The 20,302-nt window shown below is 60.0% G+C and carries 19 protein-coding genes; 7 read left to right on the plus strand and 12 right to left on the minus strand.

From position 1 onward, the window contains the following. Window positions 1-256 precede the first annotated feature (256 nt). The gene (locus tag FHX05_RS16490; RefSeq protein ID WP_183873033.1) at window positions 257-1,081 is read left to right on the plus strand and encodes an aminoglycoside phosphotransferase family protein; all 825 of its coding nucleotides are present in this window, start codon (window positions 257-259) and stop codon (window positions 1,079-1,081) included. On the opposite strand, the gene FHX05_RS16495 is transcribed toward FHX05_RS16490, so the two are convergent. From FHX05_RS16495 to FHX05_RS16525, 7 genes are all read right to left on the minus strand, one after another. Next, window positions 1,078-2,463: an FGGY-family carbohydrate kinase gene (locus tag FHX05_RS16495; RefSeq protein ID WP_183873034.1), complete on the minus strand. Its 1,386-nt coding sequence runs from the start codon at window positions 2,461-2,463 to the stop codon at window positions 1,078-1,080. The two genes, FHX05_RS16490 and FHX05_RS16495, sit on opposite strands and share 4 nt — an antisense overlap. Next, entirely contained in the window at window positions 2,460-2,786 is a 327-nt protein-coding gene (rhaM, locus tag FHX05_RS16500; protein WP_183873035.1) for an L-rhamnose mutarotase, read from the minus strand. Before rhaM ends, FHX05_RS16495 begins: the two co-directional genes overlap by 4 nt. Next, window positions 2,783-3,796: an ABC transporter permease gene (locus tag FHX05_RS16505; protein WP_183873036.1), complete on the minus strand. Its 1,014-nt coding sequence runs from the start codon at window positions 3,794-3,796 to the stop codon at window positions 2,783-2,785. The genes rhaM and FHX05_RS16505 overlap by 4 nt, the downstream gene beginning before the upstream one ends. After that, window positions 3,793-4,797 carry an ABC transporter permease gene (locus FHX05_RS16510; protein ID WP_183873037.1) on the minus strand — a complete coding sequence of 335 codons (1,005 nt, stop codon included), beginning with the start codon at window positions 4,795-4,797 and terminating at the stop codon, window positions 3,793-3,795. The genes FHX05_RS16505 and FHX05_RS16510 overlap by 4 nt, the downstream gene beginning before the upstream one ends. Before the next feature lie 11 nt (window positions 4,798-4,808). Next, window positions 4,809-6,344, minus strand: a complete 1,536-nt coding sequence (locus FHX05_RS16515) for a sugar ABC transporter ATP-binding protein (RefSeq protein ID WP_183712306.1) — start codon at window positions 6,342-6,344, stop codon at window positions 4,809-4,811. Between the two features lie 73 nt (window positions 6,345-6,417). Further along, the gene (rhaS, locus tag FHX05_RS16520) at window positions 6,418-7,413 is read right to left on the minus strand and encodes a rhamnose ABC transporter substrate-binding protein (RefSeq protein ID WP_183873038.1); all 996 of its coding nucleotides are present in this window, start codon (window positions 7,411-7,413) and stop codon (window positions 6,418-6,420) included. Between the two features lie 53 nt (window positions 7,414-7,466). Further along, complete coding sequence (locus tag FHX05_RS16525; protein WP_112603360.1) at window positions 7,467-8,279, minus strand: DeoR/GlpR family DNA-binding transcription regulator; 813 nt, start codon at window positions 8,277-8,279, stop codon at window positions 7,467-7,469. A 206-nt stretch (window positions 8,280-8,485) separates the two neighbouring features. On the opposite strand from FHX05_RS16525, the gene FHX05_RS16530 reads away from it, so the two are divergent. After that, window positions 8,486-10,582, plus strand: coding sequence for a bifunctional rhamnulose-1-phosphate aldolase/short-chain dehydrogenase (locus FHX05_RS16530; protein WP_183712308.1), 2,097 nt, complete (start codon window positions 8,486-8,488; stop codon window positions 10,580-10,582). 224 nt (window positions 10,583-10,806) lie between these two features. After that, a complete protein-coding gene (gene rhaI / locus FHX05_RS16535) occupies window positions 10,807-12,099 on the plus strand; it encodes an L-rhamnose catabolism isomerase (RefSeq protein WP_183873039.1) in 1,293 nt (430 codons plus the stop codon). Window positions 12,100-12,140: 41 nt separating this feature from the next. Here the strand turns inward: rhaI and FHX05_RS16540 are convergent, their stop codons facing one another. After that, window positions 12,141-12,851, minus strand: coding sequence for a YafY family protein (locus FHX05_RS16540; RefSeq protein ID WP_183873040.1), 711 nt, complete (start codon window positions 12,849-12,851; stop codon window positions 12,141-12,143). A 101-nt stretch (window positions 12,852-12,952) separates the two neighbouring features. On the opposite strand from FHX05_RS16540, the gene FHX05_RS16545 reads away from it, so the two are divergent. Together FHX05_RS16545 and FHX05_RS16550 are read left to right on the plus strand one after the other, a co-directional pair. After that, window positions 12,953-13,351 (plus strand): VOC family protein, encoded by a 399-nt coding sequence (locus FHX05_RS16545; RefSeq protein ID WP_112410827.1) that lies wholly within the window; start codon window positions 12,953-12,955, stop codon window positions 13,349-13,351. Window positions 13,352-13,689: 338 nt separating this feature from the next. Beyond that, window positions 13,690-14,481 (plus strand): aldolase/citrate lyase family protein, encoded by a 792-nt coding sequence (locus FHX05_RS16550; RefSeq protein WP_183873041.1) that lies wholly within the window; start codon window positions 13,690-13,692, stop codon window positions 14,479-14,481. A 72-nt stretch (window positions 14,482-14,553) separates the two neighbouring features. Here FHX05_RS16550 and FHX05_RS16555 read toward each other — a convergent pair whose 3' ends face one another. Continuing rightward, a complete protein-coding gene (locus FHX05_RS16555; protein WP_183873043.1) occupies window positions 14,554-14,703 on the minus strand; it encodes a hypothetical protein in 150 nt (49 codons plus the stop codon). A 219-nt stretch (window positions 14,704-14,922) separates the two neighbouring features. Here FHX05_RS16555 and FHX05_RS16560 point away from each other — a divergent pair, with 219 nt between their 5' ends. Together FHX05_RS16560 and FHX05_RS16565 are read left to right on the plus strand one after the other, a co-directional pair. Beyond that, entirely contained in the window at window positions 14,923-15,270 is a 348-nt protein-coding gene (locus tag FHX05_RS16560) for a hypothetical protein (RefSeq protein ID WP_183873044.1), read from the plus strand. Window positions 15,271-15,620: 350 nt separating this feature from the next. Continuing rightward, window positions 15,621-16,517 carry a fructose bisphosphate aldolase gene (locus FHX05_RS16565; RefSeq protein WP_183873046.1) on the plus strand — a complete coding sequence of 299 codons (897 nt, stop codon included), beginning with the start codon at window positions 15,621-15,623 and terminating at the stop codon, window positions 16,515-16,517. Window positions 16,518-16,565: 48 nt separating this feature from the next. On the opposite strand, the gene FHX05_RS16570 is transcribed toward FHX05_RS16565, so the two are convergent. The 3 genes from FHX05_RS16570 to FHX05_RS16580 form a co-directional block, all read right to left on the minus strand. Beyond that, window positions 16,566-17,627, minus strand: a complete 1,062-nt coding sequence (locus tag FHX05_RS16570; protein ID WP_112410831.1) for a class I SAM-dependent methyltransferase — start codon at window positions 17,625-17,627, stop codon at window positions 16,566-16,568. Window positions 17,628-17,804: 177 nt separating this feature from the next. Next, window positions 17,805-18,356 carry a glutathione peroxidase gene (locus tag FHX05_RS16575; RefSeq protein ID WP_183873048.1) on the minus strand — a complete coding sequence of 184 codons (552 nt, stop codon included), beginning with the start codon at window positions 18,354-18,356 and terminating at the stop codon, window positions 17,805-17,807. A 78-nt stretch (window positions 18,357-18,434) separates the two neighbouring features. Beyond that, complete coding sequence (locus tag FHX05_RS16580) at window positions 18,435-20,285, minus strand: ABC transporter ATP-binding protein (protein ID WP_183873050.1); 1,851 nt, start codon at window positions 20,283-20,285, stop codon at window positions 18,435-18,437. Between the last annotated feature and the right edge of the window lie 17 nt (window positions 20,286-20,302).

Raw genomic sequence — 20,302 nt, forward strand, 5'->3', positions numbered from 1 at the left:
ATCTCGAAAGCGCTCATAAGGGTATTTTCTGTAGGAATATTGGGACGATTCCGCAAGAAAATAACCGTCGCCAAGACAATTTTAGCGTTTTCCCGAAAATTTTAACGAGGGATAGTTGTTGCCTGCCTGCCGCAAGGGCCTAGGTAATAGGGCGGCAAGGCGAGGCGGATCTGAAGGTGGAAATCTTCATGCCGCGGATCCACATAAGCCGCGGCGCCTATCATAGCGCGGCCCGCGCCAAGGAGATCGGTATAGCGTGAACGAGAATGACGATTCGAAGGTCTATTTTGACATCTGGCGGCTGATCCCCGACGGCGCTCCGATCGTGACGCATTCCAGCCGGCTCTTTCCCGTGCGTCGTGACGGCGAGCCAGCGATGCTGAAGATCGCGGACGCGCCGGAGGAGAAATCGGGTGCCGAGCTCCTGGTCTGGTGGAATGGCAGTGGTGCTGCGCGCGTTCTCGAACATCAGGACGATGCTATCCTGCTCGAACGGGCGACAGGCAGCCGCTCACTTGCCGAGATGGCAAGGAACGGCGAGGACGACGAGGCAACCCGGATCATCTGCAAAGCCGTCGCTGGGCTTCATGCCTCTCGCGGGGGCGCTTTGCCGCAATTGATTCCGCTTGTCCACCGGTTTCGTTCGCTCGAAGCGATGGCTCATTGTGAAGGCGGTATTTTCGTCCAGTCCGCAGTTGTCGCCCGCGCGCTGTTGTCGGAGCCTCGCGATATCGTAGCCCTGCATGGAGACATTCATCACGGCAATATTCTGGACTTTGCCGAGCGCGGCTGGCTCGCGATCGACCCGAAGGGGCTCGTGGGCGAACGCGGCTTCGATTACGCCAATCTCTTCTGCAATCCGGACAATGCCGTCGCCACATCTCCCGGCCGTCTTGCCCGGCAAGTGACGGTCGTTGCCGAGGCGGCGGGAATGGAGCGCGGACGCCTGTTGCGGTGGGTCATTGCCTGGGCCGGCCTCTCGGCTGCCTGGCTGATCGAAGATGGCGAGGACGAGCACGTCCAGCCAACGCTGCATGTTGCCGAAATCGCGGCTGCCGAACTATCCGGGACCGGGGCTTAAGCGATCAAAGCGTCGCACCAGGCTTGTCGATAGCGGGTCAACCCGGCCAGTTCGGCGCGAACCGGCGAGTTTTCCGTTGTTGTCGCAGGGCGGATGCCCGTCAGTAACGCTGCCCCCTGGCTGGTGCCCGTCGAGCCCGCTAGTGCAATAACGTCGCTATTCGTCAAAGCGGACAGGGCTTTGAGGTAGGCATGGTTGAGAGCAAAAGGACCCTCGACGAAGATCGGTCCCTTAGCGCCGATCAGACCGAGACAGGCTTCCGTCATCAGCGCGAGATAGAGGCAGACGGCGGCAAGGCGTTCGGCATTGCTCGCGGCATGATCCGCGATCCAGCGCCGCCTGCGGCCGGGAAAGGGACCCGATCCTTCAACGACGTTGGGCAGCAGCATGAGGCCCTTCTCGATTACCGCCTCGATAGCGGCTTCGACTGCATCGGATGATGCCGTGCCGATTTCGGCAGCCAGAATCTCGAATTCGCGGCCACCCATGAAGCGGGCTGATGGCACGGTGCGGCCAAGGGCATCGACATTCGCAAGAGTATCGCGGACGGGATCGAGATGGCCGAGATCGCCGCCGACGCCGAAACTGATCACCCATGTCCCCGTCGACACGACGGCGAAAGGTGCCTCGTTCTCGACCAGATGGGGCAGCAGCGAGGCGTTGGAATCATGGATGCCGCAATAGACGGGCACCGGTTTCGTGAGACCCATATCCGCAGCGAGTGCCGGCAAGATCGGTCCAAGCGCGTCGAAAGCCGAACGGATCGGCGCCATCAGCCCGCGAATGCTAAGCGCATCGACGAGAGACGAATAGCTTTGCGTCGTCGGGTTCCAGAGATCGGTGTGGCAGCCGAGCGACGTCACTTCGTTGGAGGCAACGCCGCTCAGGCGAAAGGCCCAATATTGTGGATAGGTCAGGATCGCTGTGACGCGCGCGAATTCTTCGGGAAAGACGCTTTTCTGATAGTGGATTTGCGCGCCGACATTCAGCCCCCCGGACAGGCGCGGCGAGAAAGTTTCGGCAAAGGCCGGGCGCAACTGTCCATAGGCTTCCTGGATGGCTTGCGGATAGGCGTACTCGTAATCGAGAACGGGCAACGCAAGGCCGCCATCGGCATCGAGTAGCACCGCCGAGGCACCATGCGTGGTGATCGATATGGCATCGAAGCCGGGCGCCGCTGCAAAGCCCTTCAGTGCGCCGATGATGAAATCCCAAAGCCGATCGATATCGTAGTGCGGGTAAGGTTCGCTCTTCAGCACGCCGTTGCTCGTCTTGACGACGGTGATTTCACCGCCGGTCTCGGCATCGAGCACCACGACCTTGGCATTGGTCTTGCCGATGTCGATGACGGCTATGCGGCGATAGGCTGATGCAGCACTCATGGCAGATGGAAGACCGTGACGAGATCGCTCTGCACCGGCGAATTGTCGGGATTGGTCGCCATGATATCGGCCATGTGCGCCCACCATCTTTTCATGACGGGATGGTCTGGCAGGCTCGCCATGGTGTGATCCTTCTGCCGCGTCAGCACACCGAAGAGCGTGTTCGTCTCGCGGTCGAGATGGATGGAATAGTCGCTGGCGCCGGCCTCGTGCAGCAGTTTCACAAGTTCCGGCCAGATCTCGTCATGGCGTCTTTTGTATTCCGCCTCCATGCCGGGATTGAGCTTCATCTTGAAGGCGTGGCGTTCGAGGGCTGCGGTCATTTGGAACTCATGGTCCTGATGCGCCTGGCGACGATCGGCAGGGCGATGGTGACGATAAGGAGGAGGCCGATGAAGATCGACATGACGATGCCCGGAACGTTCAGCAGTCCGAGACCGAAGGTGACAAGGCCCATCACGAAAGCGGCGATGACGACGCCGCCGATCGTGCCTGAACCGCCGAGGATCGACACGCCGCCGAGCACGACCATGGTGACCACTTCGAGCTCCCAGCCAAGCGCGATCGAGGGACGCGTGGAACCAAGGCGCGACGTGAGGCAGACGGCGGCAATGCCGCTCATCAGGCCAGTCAGCAGAAACAGGAGGAATTTCACCCGTTCGACGGGAATGCCTGAGAAGCGTGCTGCGAAATCATTGTTGCCGATGGTGTAGACCTGCCGGCCGAAATTCGTCGCATGCAGCAGGATCGCGAAGGCGATCGCCAGCACGATGAAGAGGACGAATTCGAAGGAGAAGACCCAGAAGACATAGCCTTGGCCAAAGTAGGCGAAACTATCCGGATAGTTGCCATAGGCCTGGTCGCCAAGCACGATGTAGGAAATGCCGCGAAAGAGGCTCATCGTGCCGATGGTGACGACGATCGATGGCAGCTTCATGCCCGATACGAGGAAGCCGTTGAATAGGCCACAAAGCAGCCCGACACCAAGCCCGATGGCAACGAGGCCGACCGTGTCGACGCCCACCTGCGCCGCAGCGCCCATGGCCGTCGAGGCGAGCGCGATGATAGCGGCGACCGACAGGTCGATTTCACCCGATATGACCAGCAGCGCCATGGCGAAGGCGATCATCGCCTTTTCGGTGAAGTTGAAGGTAGCATCGGAAAGATTGAAGGGATCGAGGAAATAGGGCGAGGCCAGCGAATTGAAGATGAAGATCGCGACGGCAACGCCAAACAGCAATGTCTCCCAGCTTGCCAGGAGGCGCTTGAACGGCGTTCCCAAACGGTCCGGAATGGCGCGTTTTTCCACTGGCGCTTGCGAAACGGTGCTCATGCGCTTGCTCCATGGCTGGCGGTGACCTTTGCCGCCTGATCCCGCAGGATGATGCGGCCGCGGTTACGCTCGCGCCGCGCGTTGAAGACGACGGCAAGGATGATGACGGTGCCGGAGATCGCCATCTGCGTGAACGGCGAGATGCCGATGACCGGGAGCGCGTTCTTGATGACACCGAGGAAGAGCGCGCCGAGCACGGCTCCCGCCACGGAGCCGACACCGCCGGCAATCGAGATGCCACCGATGACGCAGGCGGCGACGCTATCGAGTTCGAAACCGTTGGCGATATCGACATAGGCGACCGCGTAGCGCGATACCCAAAGGTAGCCGCTGAGCCCGGCGAGCGCGCCGGAGAGAACGAAGGCGAGGAACCGGGTCCAGCCGACATCAATGCCGGCATAGACGGCGGCGACCGGATTGCCGCCGCTCGCATAGGCCGAGCGGCCGAACTGCGTGTAGCGCAGCACCAGATACATCATCAGCACGATTGCGATGCCGATCCAGGCTAGCACCGGCAGGCCGAGAAGCGGCGTGCGCGGGACGTTCAAAAAGATCGGCGTGAATTGGTGGGCATTGACCCAGGCACCGCCCGACAGCACGAAGGCCATGCCGCGATAGATCGTGAGGGTGCCGAGCGTGACGACGATCGGCGGGATTTCCAAAGCCCAGACGAGATAGCCGTTGATGGCGCCGAGAGCCGCGCCCATCAGGATTGCCATCACGATGAGTGCGACCAGCGGAATATCGGGATAGGCGGCGTTCAGCATCGCAACCGCCATACCGGTCAGTGCCAGGTTGGCCGCGACGGATAGATCGATCGATTTCGTCAGGATCACAGTCATCTGGGCAAGGGCCAGGATGATGAGGATCGACGTATCGTTGAAGATATTGGCGAGATTGGCGGGCTCGGCAAAGCCGGCCGCACGGGTTGCAAAACCGGCGATCATCACAATGATGATGATGGCGAGCAGTGTTTCGCGCTTTTTAAGGATGCGTGGCATCCTGTCCCTCCTTAAGCATTTCCCGTGGCGGCGCGCACCAGGGTCTCCGGCGTTAGCCCTTCGCGCTCGAACAGGCCTGCGGACAGGCCTTCCTTCATGACCAGGACGCGATCCGACATGCCGAGGATCTCGGGAAGTTCGGAAGAGATCATGATGATGCTGAGGCCTTCGGCCGCCAGCTCGCTGATGAAGCCATGGACGGCCGCCTTCGAGCCGATATCGATGCCCTTGGTAGGCTCGTCCAGAATGATGATCTTCGGCTGCGTCGCCAGCCACTTGCCGATGACCACCTTCTGCTGGTTTCCGCCGGAGAGCGTTCCCACAGGTACGGAAAGGGCGGCTGCACGCAGGTCGAGCCGTTCGGCATATTTGCGGGCGAGAGCGAACTCATTGGCCGCCTTCAGAAACCCTTTGCGGGAGGTGCGTCCGAGCGACGGGAGCGACATGTTCTGATAGATCGGCATCGGCAGCGCCAGGCCGTGGCGGCCGCGCTCTTCCGGCACATAGACGATGCCGGCGGCAATGGCGTCCTGCGGCGAGTGCACCTTGATTTCCTGCCCGTCGAGCGTCAGACGCCCGGACAGCGGTTTGGTGATACCGAAGAGCGATTGGCAAAGCTCGGATCGTCCGGCGCCGATCAGGCCGTAGACGCCGAGGATCTCGCCGCGCCGAAGCTTGAAGGAAATGTCGCGGAATTCGGTGCGGTGACAGTAGTTGTCGACTTCGAGAACGGTGACCCCGATTGTGACAGGCACTTTCGGAAAGGCGTCCTTGACGTCGCGGCCGACCATCATGCGGACGATCTCGTCCTGCGGAGTCGTCTTCAGCTCGCCATGGCCAACGGCGCGGCCGTCTCGAAAGACGACGAAATTGTCGGCGATTTCATAAAGTTCGTCGAACTTGTGGCTGATGAAGAGGATCGCCTTACCCTTCGCCTTCAATCCCTCGACGATGCGAAAGAGATCGTCGATCTCCTTGCGCGAAAGAGCTGCCGTGGGTTCATCCATGATGACGATGCGGGCCTCGATCGACAGAGCGCGCGCGATTGCTACGAGATGGCGCTGTGCGATGGAGAGGTCTTTCAATCGGGTCGTGGGATCGATGGCGCTTTCCAGCGATTGGAGAAGCTCTTTCGATCGGCTGTTCATCGTCTTCCAATCGATGGTGCGCCAGGATGTGCGCGGCGCATGACCGAGAAAGATGTTTTCGGCAACAGTCAGCTCGTCGAAGAGCACCGTTTCCTGATGAATGGCCGTGACGCCGGCATCGATGGCCGCCTGCGCACTGGCGAAAGCCGTTGGTTTGCCGTCGACAAGGATCTCGCCTTCGTTCGGACGATAGATACCTGTTAGGATTTTAACGAGTGTCGATTTGCCGGCACCGTTCTCACCGATGAGGGCGGTGACCTTACCGGGGTAAAGCGAAATGCTGACGCCATCCAGCGCTTTGACGCCGGGAAAGATCTGGGAAATGCCGCGCATCTCCAAGATAGCCTGATTGTTCGCGGCTGGTGCGTCCGCGAGGGAACGTTGAAGGACTGTGGTCATCAGCAATGTACCGGATCAGTGAAACCAGGTCCGGCGGCTGATGCCGCCGGAGAGCTGCGAGTTCGATTTTCGATCAGAAAACCTTGGAGAACTGATCGATGTTCGAGGCGTTGTAGACGAACGGATCGGCCATGGCGGCTTCGCCGTTTTCGCCGACCTTGATCTTGCCCATGCGGCCGGCATTGATCTCGCTGCCCGGCTTGCCGTCGGTCTCGCCCTTGACGAGGCGATAGGCAATCTGCGTTGCGGAATAGCCGAGATCGATCGGGTTCCAGATCGCGAATTCCTTCGTGGCGCCCGACTTGATTGCGCCGGCCATTTCGGATGGCAGGCCGAGACCGGTCACATAGACCTTACCGATCTTGCCGGCGTCCTTGACGGCCTGCGAAGCGGCAAGCACGCCGACGGTCGTCGGGGCGACGATGACCTTGACTTCCGGATGTGAAGTCAGGAGGCCCTGGGCTTCACGATAGCTCTTGTCCGAGAGGTCGTCGCCATAGACTGTTGTCACCAGATTGAGGCCCGGGAAATCCTTGAGCTGCTTCTTCATCTCGCCGATCCAGATATTCTGGTTGGTCGAGGTGGTCGTTGCCGACAGGATGGCGAAGTCGCCCTTGCCGCCGTCAAGGTGATCCTTGGCGAGTGTCAGGCACATCTTGCCGATCAGCTCGTTGGACGAGGGGTTCAGCTGCAGGATGCGACCGGCCTTGGCGACACCGGAATCCCAGGAGATGACCTTAATGCCGCGCTGTGCCGCCTTCTTCAGTGCCGGGACGACTGCGTCGGGATCGTTTGCGGAAATTGCGATGGCATCGACGCCCTGCGCGATCAGCGAGTTGATCACTTCGATCTGGCCCTCGGCCGTGGTTGAGGTCGGGCCGGTGTAGATCACCTGCACGCCTCCGAGATCGTTGGCTGCTTCCTGGGCGCCCTTGTTGGCGGCCTCGAAGAAGCCGTTGCCCAACGACTTCACGACGAGACCGATCTTGACGTCCTTTGCACTTGCCGCGCCGGCCATCAGTGTCGCGGCGAGCGCGACGCCGATCGCCAGTTTCTTTGCTATATTCATGTCACTTCCTCCCAAAGTTAATAGGCATGCTCACCCCATTTCGGCCGCGCGTCTCACGCGACCGACGGGGAATCCTCCTCCTCGGCCTGAGCCGAAACATTTGCAATAATGAGCGAAATACCCGCATCCTCGATCATGCGCACGGTTTCGGCGGTTACGCCGTCATCGGTAATGATGGTTGAGACCTGTTCGAGCGGACAAAGGATCAGGCTGGAGCGCTGGCGGAACTTGCTCGAATCCACCATGACGACGAGCTCGTCGGCCTGGCGCATGAGCTTCTGCTCGCTCTGGATGACCAGCGCGTCGGCTTCCATGACGCCGAGCGGGCCTACGCCCTGTGCACCAACGAACATGCGCCGCGCATAGAAATTTCGGATCGTGTCGTTGTCGAAGGGCGAGAGGATCAGGCTCTGCTCGCGATAGATCGCGCCGCCCGGCACCGTCACGTTGTTCTTCGAATGCTTGACCAGATGTTCGGCGATGGCGAAGGAGTTTGTCATCACCTGCAGCCGGAAGGCCGAGATATAGTGCACCAGCTGGAACGTAGTCGTGCCGCCGTTGATAATGATGGCGTCGCCGGGATTGCAGAGTTCGGCAGCCTTGCGCGCAATTGCGCGTTTCCTATCGATGTTGACGGCTTCGGATACACGGAACGGTCGCGCTGCCAGATTGCCGAGCTGTGGGGGATGGATCGATTCCGCGCCGCCGCGCACGCGCCGGATCTTTCCCTGCACGTGCAGGGCAGCGATATCACGGCGTATCGTCGCTTCCGAAGCCTCGGTCAGCTCGGAAATATCCTGAATCGTCACGACAGACTTTTCCTGTACGGCGCTCAGGATAATGCGATGGCGTTCGCGTTCGTGCATTGGCTCCTCCTTGTCGGCGGTTATTTCGCAAATATGACAATGTGTCAATCATAAACGATCATAAACATTCATATTGCATCGCAGCATTATCGAATTTGATCGTTTTCGATTGACAAGGTGACTATACGTGAGCGATACCCTGCTCACAAAGGGCGGCTGCATATGATCTGGTCCGCCTGAAAGACTTGATTTCAAGGGAGGATGACATGGCGGCTGGCGTTCAGCTTCTGAAGAACCGTTGGGATGATGCGTATGCGGCAGGCTTGGATGAGCCGGGCAAGCTGCTTTATCGGTCGAATCTGCTCGGTGCCGACAAGCGTATCACCAACTACGGCGGCGGCAACACGTCGGCCAAGGTCATGGAAACCGATCCGCTCTCCGGCGAGAAGGTCAAAGTATTGTGGGTCAAGGGTTCTGGCGGCGATGTCGGCACCATCAAGCTCGATGGTTTCGCCACACTTTATCAGGACAAGCTCGACAGCCTGAAGAATATCTATCAGGGCGTTGCCGACGAGGATCGCATGGTCGGCTTCCTGCCGCATTGCACCTTCAATCTCAATGCCCGCGCCGCTTCGATCGATACGCCGCTGCATGGTTTCGTGCCGTTCACCCACGTCGATCACATGCATCCCGACGCCATCATCGCCATTGCCGCCTCCAAGAACTCGCGCGAACTGACACGCGAGATCTTCGGCGACGAGATTGGCTGGCTCCCCTGGCGCCGCCCCGGCTTCCAGCTCGGTCTTGATCTCGAAGCCTTCGTCAAGGCGCATCCGAATGCCAAGGGCGTCGTACTCGAAAGTCATGGCCTCTTCACCTGGGCCAATGATGCCAAGGAATGCTACGAGCTGACGCTCGCCATCATCAACAAGGCAATCGAATGGTTCGCCGCCAAGACGGAAGGCAAAACCATTTTCGGCGGCACTGCTGTCGAGAGCCTGCCGCAAGCGGAGCGTCGTGCCATCGCCGCCCGGCTGATGCCTGAGATCCGCGGTCGCATCGGCAAGGCCGAACGCAAGCTCGGCGATTTCGACGATCAGGATGCGGTGCTCGAATTCGTCAATTCGAAGAATCTTCGCCCGCTCGGCGCGCTCGGCACCAGCTGCCCGGATCATTTCCTGCGCACCAAGATCCGCCCGCTGATCGTCGATTTCGATCCGGCTAAGCCCGATGTCGATGCAGTGATCGCCGGTCTCGACAAGGCGCTGGAAGATTACCGCGCCGACTACGCGCGCTACTATAACGATTGCAAGCACGACAATTCGCCTGCCATGCGCGATCCGAACCCGGTGATCTTCCTCGTTCCCGGCGTCGGCATGCTGTCCTTTGCCCGCGACAAGGCGACCGCCCGTATTGCCGGCGAGTTCTATGTCAACGCCATCAATGTCATGCGCGGCGCCTCGACCGTCTCCGAATATCAGGGCCTGCCCGAACAGGAAGCCTTCGATATCGAATATTGGCTGCTGGAAGAGGCGAAACTGCAGCGCATGCCGAAGCCGAAGAGCCTTGCGGGTCGTGTTGCTTTCGTCACCGGCGGCGCCGGCGGCATCGGCCGCGCCACGGCGGCGCGCCTTGTGGGCGAGGGTGCCTGCGTGGTTCTGGCTGACATCGACCAGGCGGCACTTGAGGGCACCCAGGCGGATTTCGCCAAGATGTTCGGCGCCGACGCGGTGCGTAGCGTCAAGCTCGACGTGACGAAGGAAGATGCCGTCATTACCGCCTTTGCCGAGGCTTGCGTCGAATTCGGCGGGGTCGACATTCTGGTATCGAATGCCGGCATCGCTTCGTCCGCGCCGATCGAGAGCACCGAGCTTTCGATGTGGAACCGCAATATCGATATTCTCGCGACCGGCTATTTCCTCGTCTCGCGCGAAGCCTTCCGGCTGTTCCGCCGCCAGAATCTCGGTGGTAACGTCGTCTTCGTCGCATCGAAGAACGGTTTGGCCTCCTCGCCGAATGCGGCCGCCTATTGCACGGCCAAAGCCGCCGAAATCCATCTGGCCCGCTGCCTGGCGCTCGAGGGTGCTGAAGCCGGCATCCGCGTGAATACGGTCAATCCCGACGCCGTCCTGCGCGGCTCGAAGATCTGGAACGGCGAATGGCGCGAGCAGCGTGCCGCCTCCTCGAAGATCGAGGTGGACGAGCTGGAGGAACATTACCGCAAGCGCTCGATGCTGAAGCTCAATGTTTTCCCCGAGGACATTGCCGAGGCGATCTACTTCCTGGCTTCGGATCTTTCCGCCAAGTCGACGGGTAATATCATCAACGTTGATGCCGGCAACGCGCAGAGCTTCACGCGCTAGTTGGCTACATTTTTCCTTCTCCCCAGCGGGGAGAAGGTGGCCCGAAGGGTCGGATGAGGGGGCTGCACATGTGGTTCTATCTTTCGCTTACGCTCAAGATGTGAGTCGCTATGCTCCTCACTCCCCCTCATCTGCCCCTTGGGCATCTTCTCCCCGGTGGGGAGAAGATGGAACAGCCAGTCGAGAGGCTGTAATGTTTCGAATGACGCATTTGGGAGGAAAGAATGGCCGAGTTTAGAATTGCGCCCGATCTGGTTGCTGCAGAAAACGACAAGCGCGCCGCTGCGCTGAAATCCGACTATGAGGCGCTTGGCGCCACGCTCGCCCGCCGCAGCGTCGATATCGAAGCCGTGACCCGGAAGGTCTCCGAATTCTTCGTTGCGGTCCCGTCCTGGGGCGTCGGCACCGGCGGCACCCGCTTTGCCCGCTTCCCAGGCACCGGCGAGCCGCGCGGCATCTTCGACAAGCTCGACGATTGCGCCGTCATCCAGCAGCTGACGCGGGCAACGCCGAAGGTTTCGCTGCATATCCCCTGGGATAAGGCCGATCCGCGCGAACTGAAGGCGAAAGGCGATGCGCTCGGCCTCGGCTTTGACGCCATGAACTCCAATACGTTCTCCGACGCGCCCGGCCAGGCGCATTCATACAAGTTCGGTTCGCTGAGCCATGTCAATGCGGCAACCCGCGCCCAGGCCGTCGAGCACAACATCGAATGCATCGAGATCGGCAAGGCCATTGGCTCGAAGGCGCTGACGGTATGGATCGGCGACGGCTCGAACTTCCCCGGCCAGACCAATTTCACCAAGGCATTCGAGCGCTATCTTTCCGCCATGGCCGATATCTACAAGGCGCTTCCGGATGATTGGCGGTTGTTCTCCGAACACAAGATGTACGAGCCGGCCTTCTATTCCACGGTCGTTCAGGATTGGGGCACCAACTATCTGATCGCGCAGACACTCGGCCCCAAGGCGCAGTGCCTGGTTGATCTCGGTCACCACGCGCCGAATACCAACATCGAGATGATCGTCGCCCGCCTTATCCAGTTCGGCAAGCTCGGCGGTTTCCACTTCAACGATTCCAAGTATGGCGACGACGATCTCGATGCCGGCGCCATCGAGCCCTACCGCCTCTTCCTCGTCTTCAACGAGTTGGTCGATGCCGAACGGCGCGGGGTCAATGACTTCAATCCAGCGCATATGATCGACCAGTCGCACAATGTCACGGACCCGATCGAAAGCCTGATCTCCAGCGCCAACGAAATCCGTCGTGCCTATGCGCAGGCGCTGATTGTCGATCGAAATGCATTGGACGGCTATCAGGATGCGAACGATGCGTTGATGGCATCCGAGACGTTGAAGCGCGCCTATCGCGCCGATGTCGAGCCGATCCTGGCCGAAGCTCGCCGCCGGACGGGCGGGGCCATCGATCCGGTCGCCACCTACAGAGCGAGTGGCTATCGCCGCAAGGTTGCCGCCGAACGGCCAGCCTCTGTAGCCGGTGGCGGCGGAATCATCTGAGATTAGCGGGTGCCGGCACAAATGACGCCAGCACCCGATGCCTATCGCGCCCGCCCTAATTGCTGGAGTTCGGCCTCTCGCCAGGCGGCCCAGCGACGCCGCAATTCGCCTGGCCTCAGGCCATAGTTTTCGTCGAGCATGTCGGCCGCGAGAATCCGTTCCGTGCGGAAATGCCGGAAGCCCTGGCGCAGCTCACACCATGCCACCAGAATGCGGCTCGTGTCGGAATAGCCGAGGATAACGGGCCAGACGATCCTTGTGCTTTCCGCACCCGCATCGGACCGATAGCGCAGCCGAAGTTTTCGCCCTTCGCGGATTGCCGTCCGCAACAACGGCAGGTCGATGTTTTCCTCTTGGCCTCCCTGAAGAAGCGGTTTGGCGCCGACGCTCGGCTCAAGGATGAAGGGACGCAGGTGCCCGGGCACGATCGCGGTGATCTTGGCAACCACGTCGCGTGCGGCATTGGCAAGGGCCTTCTCGGCACGACCCGCAACCCATTGCGCCCCGAGGACGACGGCCTCGATCTCCTCGGGCGTCAGCATCAGCGGCGGCATTTCGTAGTCGGGCGACAGGAGATATCCGAGGCCTGCCTCGCCCTCGATCGGAACCCGCTGTCCCATCAGATCGGCGACGTCGCGATAGACCGTGCGCTTGGAGACTTCGAGCTCATCCGCCAGCGCGGCGGCGGTGACCGGCCGGCTCGACCGGCGCAATATCTGTATGATCTGAAACAAACGATCGGCGCGACGCATGCCTGCTGACTCCTGCTGCCATTATGGTGGCAACAGCCTTATGCAACAAGAGCCTTCGAGCCGCCAACAACAGAGTTGGCGCCATTTTGAAGGAGTACGCAATGAAACTGGCATCGACACGTCTGATCGTTGCCGACATCAAGAAGATGGTCGGGTTTTATGAGATGGTCACCGGTCAGGCTGCGGAGTGGCTAGCGCCGGTCTTTGCCGAGATCGTCACCCCCGCGGCAACACTTGCGATTGGAAGTGCCGAGACTGTCGCCCTGTTTCGCGAGGGCAGTGCCGAACCCGGCGTCAACCGATCGCTTGTTATCGAATTCCAGGTCGACGATGTCGATGCCGAATTCGCAAGGTTGAAGGACAAGGTGGAGGTCGTGCACGAACCGAAGCTGATGCCGTGGGGAAACCGGGCAGGGCAAATCCGCGATCCCGAGGGAACGCTCATCAGCCTTTACACGCCTGTCACGGATTTTGCGAAGCAGCGCTTTGCCGGGCGTTGAGCGGTAACGAGCCGCCGAGATCCTATGATCGGGCGATGCCTTCCGCCTGGCGGCATCGCTCGTCTTAAGTCACGCCTTGGTCGCCTTGTGGGCACGGCTAACCGATCCAGATAGCTGCAAATTTGTCATGGTCGTCTGGCAGATTTGAAATCATCTTCCTGCACGGCGGCCGACCACGGTCGGAGCCGTGGTTTGTCGATTTGTGTCCGTCGCCTACGCACTTTCGAGTGGCTCGGCAATGGGAATTGAGTATTGTCGCTTGCAACGGCTCGCCGTGATTTGGCGGTCGATGCTGGCAAAAAAGACAGAGCCCTGCTGTTGATAGGTGAGGAAAAACGATGACGACTGACATGAACGGTTTTGCCGGACGCCTGAAACGCCGCGAGAATGGCGGCATGGTCTCCGGCTGGGTCGGCATACCTGATCCGATGCTCGTCAATCATCTGGCGCAGGAAGACTTCGATACCATCGTGCTCGATATGCAGCATGGCATGTGGAACATGGAGTCCGCCGCCAACGGCATCGCCCATGTGCGCTTGGCGGGCAAGCCGGCGATTGCCCGTATTCCCGTCGGCGATTTCGCCTCCGCCTCGCGGCTTCTCGATGCCGGTGCCTCTGCCATCATCGCACCGATGATCAATTCCGCCGATGATGCGCGCGCCTTGGTGCAGGCGACGAAGTATCCGCCGCTCGGCGAGCGCAGCTGGGGGCCGTCGCTAGCCCTCAATCATTTCGGCCTGCCGGCTGAAGATTATCTGCAGAGCGCGAACAGCCTGACCGCTACCATCGCCATGGTGGAGACCCGCACGGCGCTCGATGCGATCGACGAGATTCTTGCAGTCGACGGCATCGACGGCATCTTCGTCGGGCCGTCCGATCTTTCGATCGCGCTTTCGAATGGTGCGCGCCTTGCGCCCGATAGCGCCGCGATCGATCAGGCGCTTGCAACCGCACTCGCGCGGTGCCGCGCCCATGGCAAGGTGATTTGTGCCTTTGGCGGCGATGGTGCCCGTGCCGGAGAATATCTGAAGCTCGGCCTGGATCTGGTCATCGCCGGCACGGAAACGGCTCAACTGCGCAACGGTGCCCGCACAGCCATCCAGGCTGCGCGCAAGATCGCTGAATCATAATCAGTTCGTTTGAGATAGGGGCATGTCCGGAAGAAGTTCCGGGCATACCGATGTGCCGTGTGTTGAACTCCGTCAGTTTACGAGCTTCACAAAGCAGGGATTATACATATTCCAGCCGCAGCCGCCACCGACGGCTTGCGCCGGCGTAATCGTGTTTTGGATGGCGATTGCCGCGAGCGCGACGGCGATGACTGTCAAAACAGTTTTGGTATATTTGTCCATGAGCTTCCCCTAATAATAGAATGGCTGACGATATGCATCCTAAGATTGCCTTTCTGAATGCCGGCTGAATATCCATGCTTAAGGTTGTGCCCTGATGTCATGCGACAACATGGGATCGACTGCCCAAACACGCACCCCTCGTCGACTTTGATCGTAGCCCGCGCTTCATCGTTACCCGCCTGCGGGCATTCTCGCGTCGACATGGCGGAGCGGAATGATTTGTCGAAGGTGCAGGGATTGGCGGTAGGACGCGGCTTGCGTCGCGAAGTAGGTCAGCGCGTCATTGGCGAGCTCGGTTATCGCCCCGATCTTGGCGGCATCAACCTTCGCACCGGCAAGACCTACGCCATTGGCATCGTGTTATCCTTCGGGCGCGAGGGTGAGATGAATATCGTCGTCGCCTCGCTGATCGAGGGCGCCTCGCGCTACATGAAGGCGCGAGAAGAGTTGCGCGGAATCGCTAATGCCATGCAGATTGCCGTTTCCCCTTTTCGCGCCAGAAAACGGGCTGTAAAGCCCCAACCAAAAGCAAACCAGCTCAAAACGGCTCAATCACACGGATGGTGAAAGCCGAAGTTAAAATATTGCTCGACCGGTTCCCGGCGCGCGATCTTCCAGTAATAACCGCCTTAATCGGTTTATTCGGCGAGTTGGCGCGGAAAGAACCGTTTTGGTGAGCTGTCACACCCAAAACTCCGCAGTTCACGGTCATTGATTTCTCGAAAATGCTGTGCATTTCGACTGGATAACAATCGGAATTCCGTTAGGTTTCTCAGATATCGGTCGATTGCATGGCCGGACCAGGGGTGAAATCGTTCGCCAAGGTCGATATTTGCAACCGGTCGGAAATGCCTAAGGCCTGTCCGGCCCAGAAAGTCCGTATGCGCCGCGCGGCGTTACGCAATAGGGAGAATAGTATGGCTGACGAAAAGATGATGTCGCAGATGTCGGGCAAGGGTGGCTTCATCGCTGCCCTCGATCAAAGCGGAGGCTCGACCCCGGGCGCTCTGCGTCTCTATGGGATCGCCGATTCCGACTATAATGGCGATGAGGAAATGTTCCGCCTGATGCATGAAATGCGCGTGCGCATCATGACGGCTCCCTCATTTTCCGGAGATAAGGTGATTGGCGCCATTCTTTTCGAGAAGACCATGGATGGTGAGGCGAAGGGCAAGCCGGTTCCTATCTATCTCTGGGCCGATCGCGGTGTCGTCCCTTTCCTCAAGGTCGATAAGGGTCTGGCGGCCGAGGAGAACGGCGCGCAGGTGATGAAGCCGATGCCGGATCTGGACGTTCTGCTTGCCCGTGCGGCGAAGAAGGGGATCTTCGGGACCAAGATGCGTTCGGTCATTGCCAACGCCGACAAGACCGGCATTGCCGCGGTGGTCAAGCAACAGTTTGAGATAGGACATCAGATCCTCGGCCATGGTCTCGTGCCGATCATCGAACCGGAAGTCTCCATCAAGAGCCCGACCAAGCAGGAGGCCGAGGCTATTCTGCGGGACGAGATCGCTCAGAGGCTCGATGCAGTGCCGGCCGGCCAGAAGGTCATGCTCAAGCTGACGATCCCGACTGTTCCGGATTTCTACAAGCCTCTCGTCGATCACAAGGCGGTGGCGCGCGTCGTGGCGCTTTCGGGCGGCTACAGCCGTGCGGATGCCTGCGAAAAGCTCAGCCACAATCATGGAATGATCGCCAGCTTCTCCCGAGCTTTGACCGAGGATCTGCGCGTGACGATGAGCGATGCTGAATTCGACGCCAGCCTCGCAAAAACCATCGACGAGATATATCAGGCGAGCGTCGTGAAGGCCTAATCACCCGAAAGGCGCCGGGCCTAACGCGGCCCGGCCTCCTCTAGCCGGTCATGCCCTGACTTCGAAGACCATGTTGAACGGCGTTTCAGTTGCCTTGCGGAAATGCGAATAGCCCGCATCCATGGCCACCTTGCGCAGCTTCAGCTCGCCGGCTTGGGCGCCGAGGCCCAGCCCTACTTCCTGCGACAGCGAAGCCGGTGTGCAGATCATCGTCGAAGCGCCGTAGAAGACCCTACCGACGGGATTGAGATTGTCCTTCAGGCAGTCATGCGCAAAGGGTTCGACGATCATCCAGGTGCCGTCGTCGGCAAGGCTTTCCTTGACGTGTTTACCGGCGCCGACCGGATCGCCCATGTCGTGCAGGCAATCGAACATGGCGACAAGATCGTAACCGACAGCTGGGAAATCCTTGGCGCTTGCCTGCTCGAACGTGATGCGGGTATCGACGCCCGCCTGCTTGGCGGCAGCGCGCGCCCGCTCGATCGATGGCAGGTGGTAGTCGAAGCCGAAGAAGGTCGAGTTCGGATAGGCCTGCGCCATCAGGATGGTCGAGGCACCGTGGCCGCAGCCGACATCGGCGACAGCCGCGCCGGCTTGAAGCTTTTCATGCATGCCGTTCAGCGCCGGTATCCATTCCGTAATGAGATGGCTGTTGTAACCTGGACGGAAAAACCGCTCCGTGCCGCGGAACAGGCAGGCGCTGTGCTCATGCCAGCCGAAACCGCTGCCGGTTTTGAAGGCATTGGCGATCTTCGGCTCGTCGAGCCACATGGATTGGACGACATCGAAGGCGCCGGTGAAGAAGGCGGGGCTGTTTTCCTCCGCAAACACCATGGCCTGTTCCGGCGTCAGATAGAAGCGCTCGGTCTCGTCGTCATAGCTAACATAGTCGGCGGCAGCTTGAGCCGACAGCCACTCGCGCACATAACGCTCTTTCACGCCAATCTTGTCGGCCAGTTCGGCCGACGTCATCGGCGTTCCATCCGCCATGGCCCTGAAGAGGCCTAGATGGTCTCCAAGCGTGACCAGCACACCGGAGACCGCTGCACCGAGATCGCCGACCAGCCGACCGACCAGGGCATCAAGTTTCTGCATATCAGGTTCACGCATGACATCTTCCTCCCAGATTGATGTGGCGTTTCTTCGGATATATTCGAAGACTTGAAAATACTCCTGAGCGTAGTCGTAAGCAACGACATAGCAGGGCGAAGTAATACTCGCCCTGCTTGCAAAAATAGACCTTATTATTCTGAATTAATTCGGCTTTTATCCGATTTGCCGCGGACTTCAGCCAGCGCGAGCCAGTTCTTTTTCCAGAACGGAGAGCAGGCGCGGATCGTCCGCAGTTACATCAGGCGCAAAGCGGGCAACAACGTCGCCGTCGCGACCGATCAGGAACTTTTCGAAATTCCAGACGATGCCACCGTTCTGCCCGGTCTCGAGGCCATGTTTGGCAAGCCGTTCGCGCATCGGCCCGTCTCCTACCGTCTCTACGCCCGAGGCGATCAGGCTGTCATAAAGCGGATGGCGGTTTTCACCCGTCACGGCGATCTTGGAAAACATGGGAAACTGCACGTCATAGGTCAGCGTGCAGAACTCCAATATCTCTTTATCACTACCCGGCTCCTGGCCCTTGAAATCGTTGGCCGGAAAGCCGGCGATGACAAGACCTTCGTCCCGCTTTTCCTCATAGAGCTTTTCCAGCCCTTCATACTGCACCGTCAGTCCGCATTTGGACGCGACATTGACGACCATGATGACCTTGCCGCGATAGTCGGCAAGCGTCGTATCGCTGCCGCCGATCTTCTTTACCGAAATATCGAGCACGTTATCGGTCATATCATTCACTCCAGATGAGATGGAAACAGGATGGCGATATTTGCCCGGAATTCGGCGGCGTCAAGGTCAGAATGCGCCTCAGGCGGCCTCTTCCATTCGAACCAGATGGCCCTGCGAGACTTCGCGATAGTGTCGCGCGGGTGGCTGATAGCCGACGGGGCGCACCGGGCTCTTCAACTCGTCGACGGCAAGGTTGCGCCGGATGCCGCGTCGGGACGGATCCGGCACCGGGACGGCCGCCATCAGCTTCCTCGTGTAGGGATGCTGCGGATTTTCGAACAGCGACGCGCGCGGTCCGATTTCGACGATCTCGCCGAGATACATGACGGCGACGCGATGGCTGACGCGCTCGACCACGGCCATGTCGTGCGAGATGAAGAGATAGGACAGGTTGAGGCTCTGCTGCAGATCCATCAGCAGATTGCAGACCTGCGCCTTGATCGATACGTCCAGCGCCGACACGCTTTCGTCCGCGACGATCACTTTCGGATCAAGGGCGAGCGCGCGGGCGATGCAGATGCGCTGGCGCTGGCCGCCTGAGAATTCATGCGGATAGCGGCTCATCATGTCGGCTTTCAGCCCGACACGTTCCAGAAGATCGGCCGCCTTCTCCCGGGCTTCGGCGCGCGAACCAAGGCGATGCTCGATAATGGGTTCCGCGACCGCGGCACCGATCGTCATGCGCGGATTGAGACTTGCGAAAGGGTCCTGGAAGATCATCTGGATGCTGCGGCGCATCCGGCGCAGTTCGAGCGCGTCCAGCTTCATCACATCATAGCCGTCGAGCCGAACTTCGCCGGACTTCGGCGTGATGAGGCGCATGATGGAGCGCCCCGTCGTCGACTTGCCGCAGCCGGATTCTCCGACCAGCGACAGGGTTTCCCCCTGAGCGAGATCGAAGGAGACATTTTCGACGGCGTGGATAGCGCCTGTCGGACGGGCAAGCAGGCCACCGCGAAGATCAAAGCGGGTGACGAGGTTCTTCACCTCGAGAACCGGCGTCTTGCGGTGATTGACGGTGTCTGTGAGCGCCTTTGGCTCGCTGCGCTCGCCAGTGCTTGCGTCAACGACCGGGAAGCGCAGCGGCTGCGGCTGGTCCTTCATCGAACCCAAGCGCGGCACGGCTGACAGCAGGGCTCGAGTATAGGGATGCTGGCCGCGATGGAAGATATCGTCGGTCTTGCCGGTCTCGACTGCCTCGCCACGATACATGACGATGGTGCGGTCGGAAATCTCGGCCACGACGCCCATGTCGTGGGTAATGAAGAGGACGGACATGCCTTCCTCTTCCTGCAGCACCTTGATGAGATCGAGGATCTGGCCCTGGATGGTGACGTCGAGCGCGGTCGTCGGCTCATCAGCGATCAGCAGTTTCGGGCGGCTGGCAAGCGCCATGGCGATCATCACGCGCTGGCGCATACCACCGGAAAACTGGTGCGGATATTCGTCGAAGCGCGAGGACGCGTTGGGGATGCGCACCTTTTCCAGGAGGCGGATCGTTTCCGCCTTCGCTTCAGCCTTGGAAATATTGCCATGGCAGGTCAGCGCCTCGGAAATCTGCCGGCCGATAGTGAAGATCGGATTGAGAGAAGTCATCGGCTCCTGAAAGATCATCGCGACATCCTTGCCGCGCACCTTGCGCATCTCGGCCTCCGGCAAAGTCAGAAGATCGTGGCCGTTGAGCCTGACTTCACCCTCGATGCGGCTGCTGGCTCTGGCGAGCAGCCGCATGATCGAGAGCGAGGTCACGCTCTTGCCGGAACCGCTTTCGCCGACGATCGCGACCGTTTCACCTGGCATGACGTCGAAGGAAATGCCCTTCACGACCAGGCGCCACTCGCCATCGACGAGAAATGAGGTGGAGAGACTGGAGACGGAGAGAACAGGCTGGGTGCCTGGGTTGGTCGTTCGAGCTGCAATGGTCGGCATCGAGTTCCCTTTTATGA

The organism is Rhizobium sp. BK491 (assembly GCF_014194925.1).
Taxonomy (GTDB): Bacteria; Pseudomonadota; Alphaproteobacteria; order Rhizobiales; family Rhizobiaceae; genus Rhizobium.

What these genes read in the sequence shown, in the direction of transcription:
- rhaI (WP_183873039.1), top strand. Translation starts at nt 10,807, where the DNA reads ATGGCCGAGTTTAGAATTGCGCCCGATCTGGTTGCTGCAGAAAACGAC.
- FHX05_RS16545 (WP_112410827.1), top strand. Translation starts at nt 12,953, where the DNA reads ATGAAACTGGCATCGACACGTCTGATCGTTGCCGACATCAAGAAGATG.
- FHX05_RS16525 (WP_112603360.1), bottom strand. Translation starts at nt 8,279, where the DNA reads ATGCACGAACGCGAACGCCATCGCATTATCCTGAGCGCCGTACAGGAA.
- FHX05_RS16575 (WP_183873048.1), bottom strand. Translation starts at nt 18,356, where the DNA reads ATGACCGATAACGTGCTCGATATTTCGGTAAAGAAGATCGGCGGCAGC.
- FHX05_RS16510 (WP_183873037.1), bottom strand. Translation starts at nt 4,797, where the DNA reads ATGCCACGCATCCTTAAAAAGCGCGAAACACTGCTCGCCATCATCATC.
- FHX05_RS16505 (WP_183873036.1), bottom strand. Translation starts at nt 3,796, where the DNA reads ATGAGCACCGTTTCGCAAGCGCCAGTGGAAAAACGCGCCATTCCGGAC.
- FHX05_RS16540 (WP_183873040.1), bottom strand. Translation starts at nt 12,851, where the DNA reads ATGCGTCGCGCCGATCGTTTGTTTCAGATCATACAGATATTGCGCCGG.
- FHX05_RS16570 (WP_112410831.1), bottom strand. Translation starts at nt 17,627, where the DNA reads ATGCGTGAACCTGATATGCAGAAACTTGATGCCCTGGTCGGTCGGCTG.
- FHX05_RS16495 (WP_183873034.1), bottom strand. Translation starts at nt 2,463, where the DNA reads ATGAGTGCTGCATCAGCCTATCGCCGCATAGCCGTCATCGACATCGGC.
- FHX05_RS16555 (WP_183873043.1), bottom strand. Translation starts at nt 14,703, where the DNA reads ATGGACAAATATACCAAAACTGTTTTGACAGTCATCGCCGTCGCGCTC.
- FHX05_RS16565 (WP_183873046.1), top strand. Translation starts at nt 15,621, where the DNA reads ATGGCTGACGAAAAGATGATGTCGCAGATGTCGGGCAAGGGTGGCTTC.
- FHX05_RS16580 (WP_183873050.1), bottom strand. Translation starts at nt 20,285, where the DNA reads ATGCCGACCATTGCAGCTCGAACGACCAACCCAGGCACCCAGCCTGTT.
- rhaM (WP_183873035.1), bottom strand. Translation starts at nt 2,786, where the DNA reads ATGACCGCAGCCCTCGAACGCCACGCCTTCAAGATGAAGCTCAATCCC.
- rhaS (WP_183873038.1), bottom strand. Translation starts at nt 7,413, where the DNA reads ATGAATATAGCAAAGAAACTGGCGATCGGCGTCGCGCTCGCCGCGACA.
- FHX05_RS16515 (WP_183712306.1), bottom strand. Translation starts at nt 6,344, where the DNA reads ATGACCACAGTCCTTCAACGTTCCCTCGCGGACGCACCAGCCGCGAAC.
- FHX05_RS16550 (WP_183873041.1), top strand. Translation starts at nt 13,690, where the DNA reads ATGACGACTGACATGAACGGTTTTGCCGGACGCCTGAAACGCCGCGAG.
- FHX05_RS16530 (WP_183712308.1), top strand. Translation starts at nt 8,486, where the DNA reads ATGGCGGCTGGCGTTCAGCTTCTGAAGAACCGTTGGGATGATGCGTAT.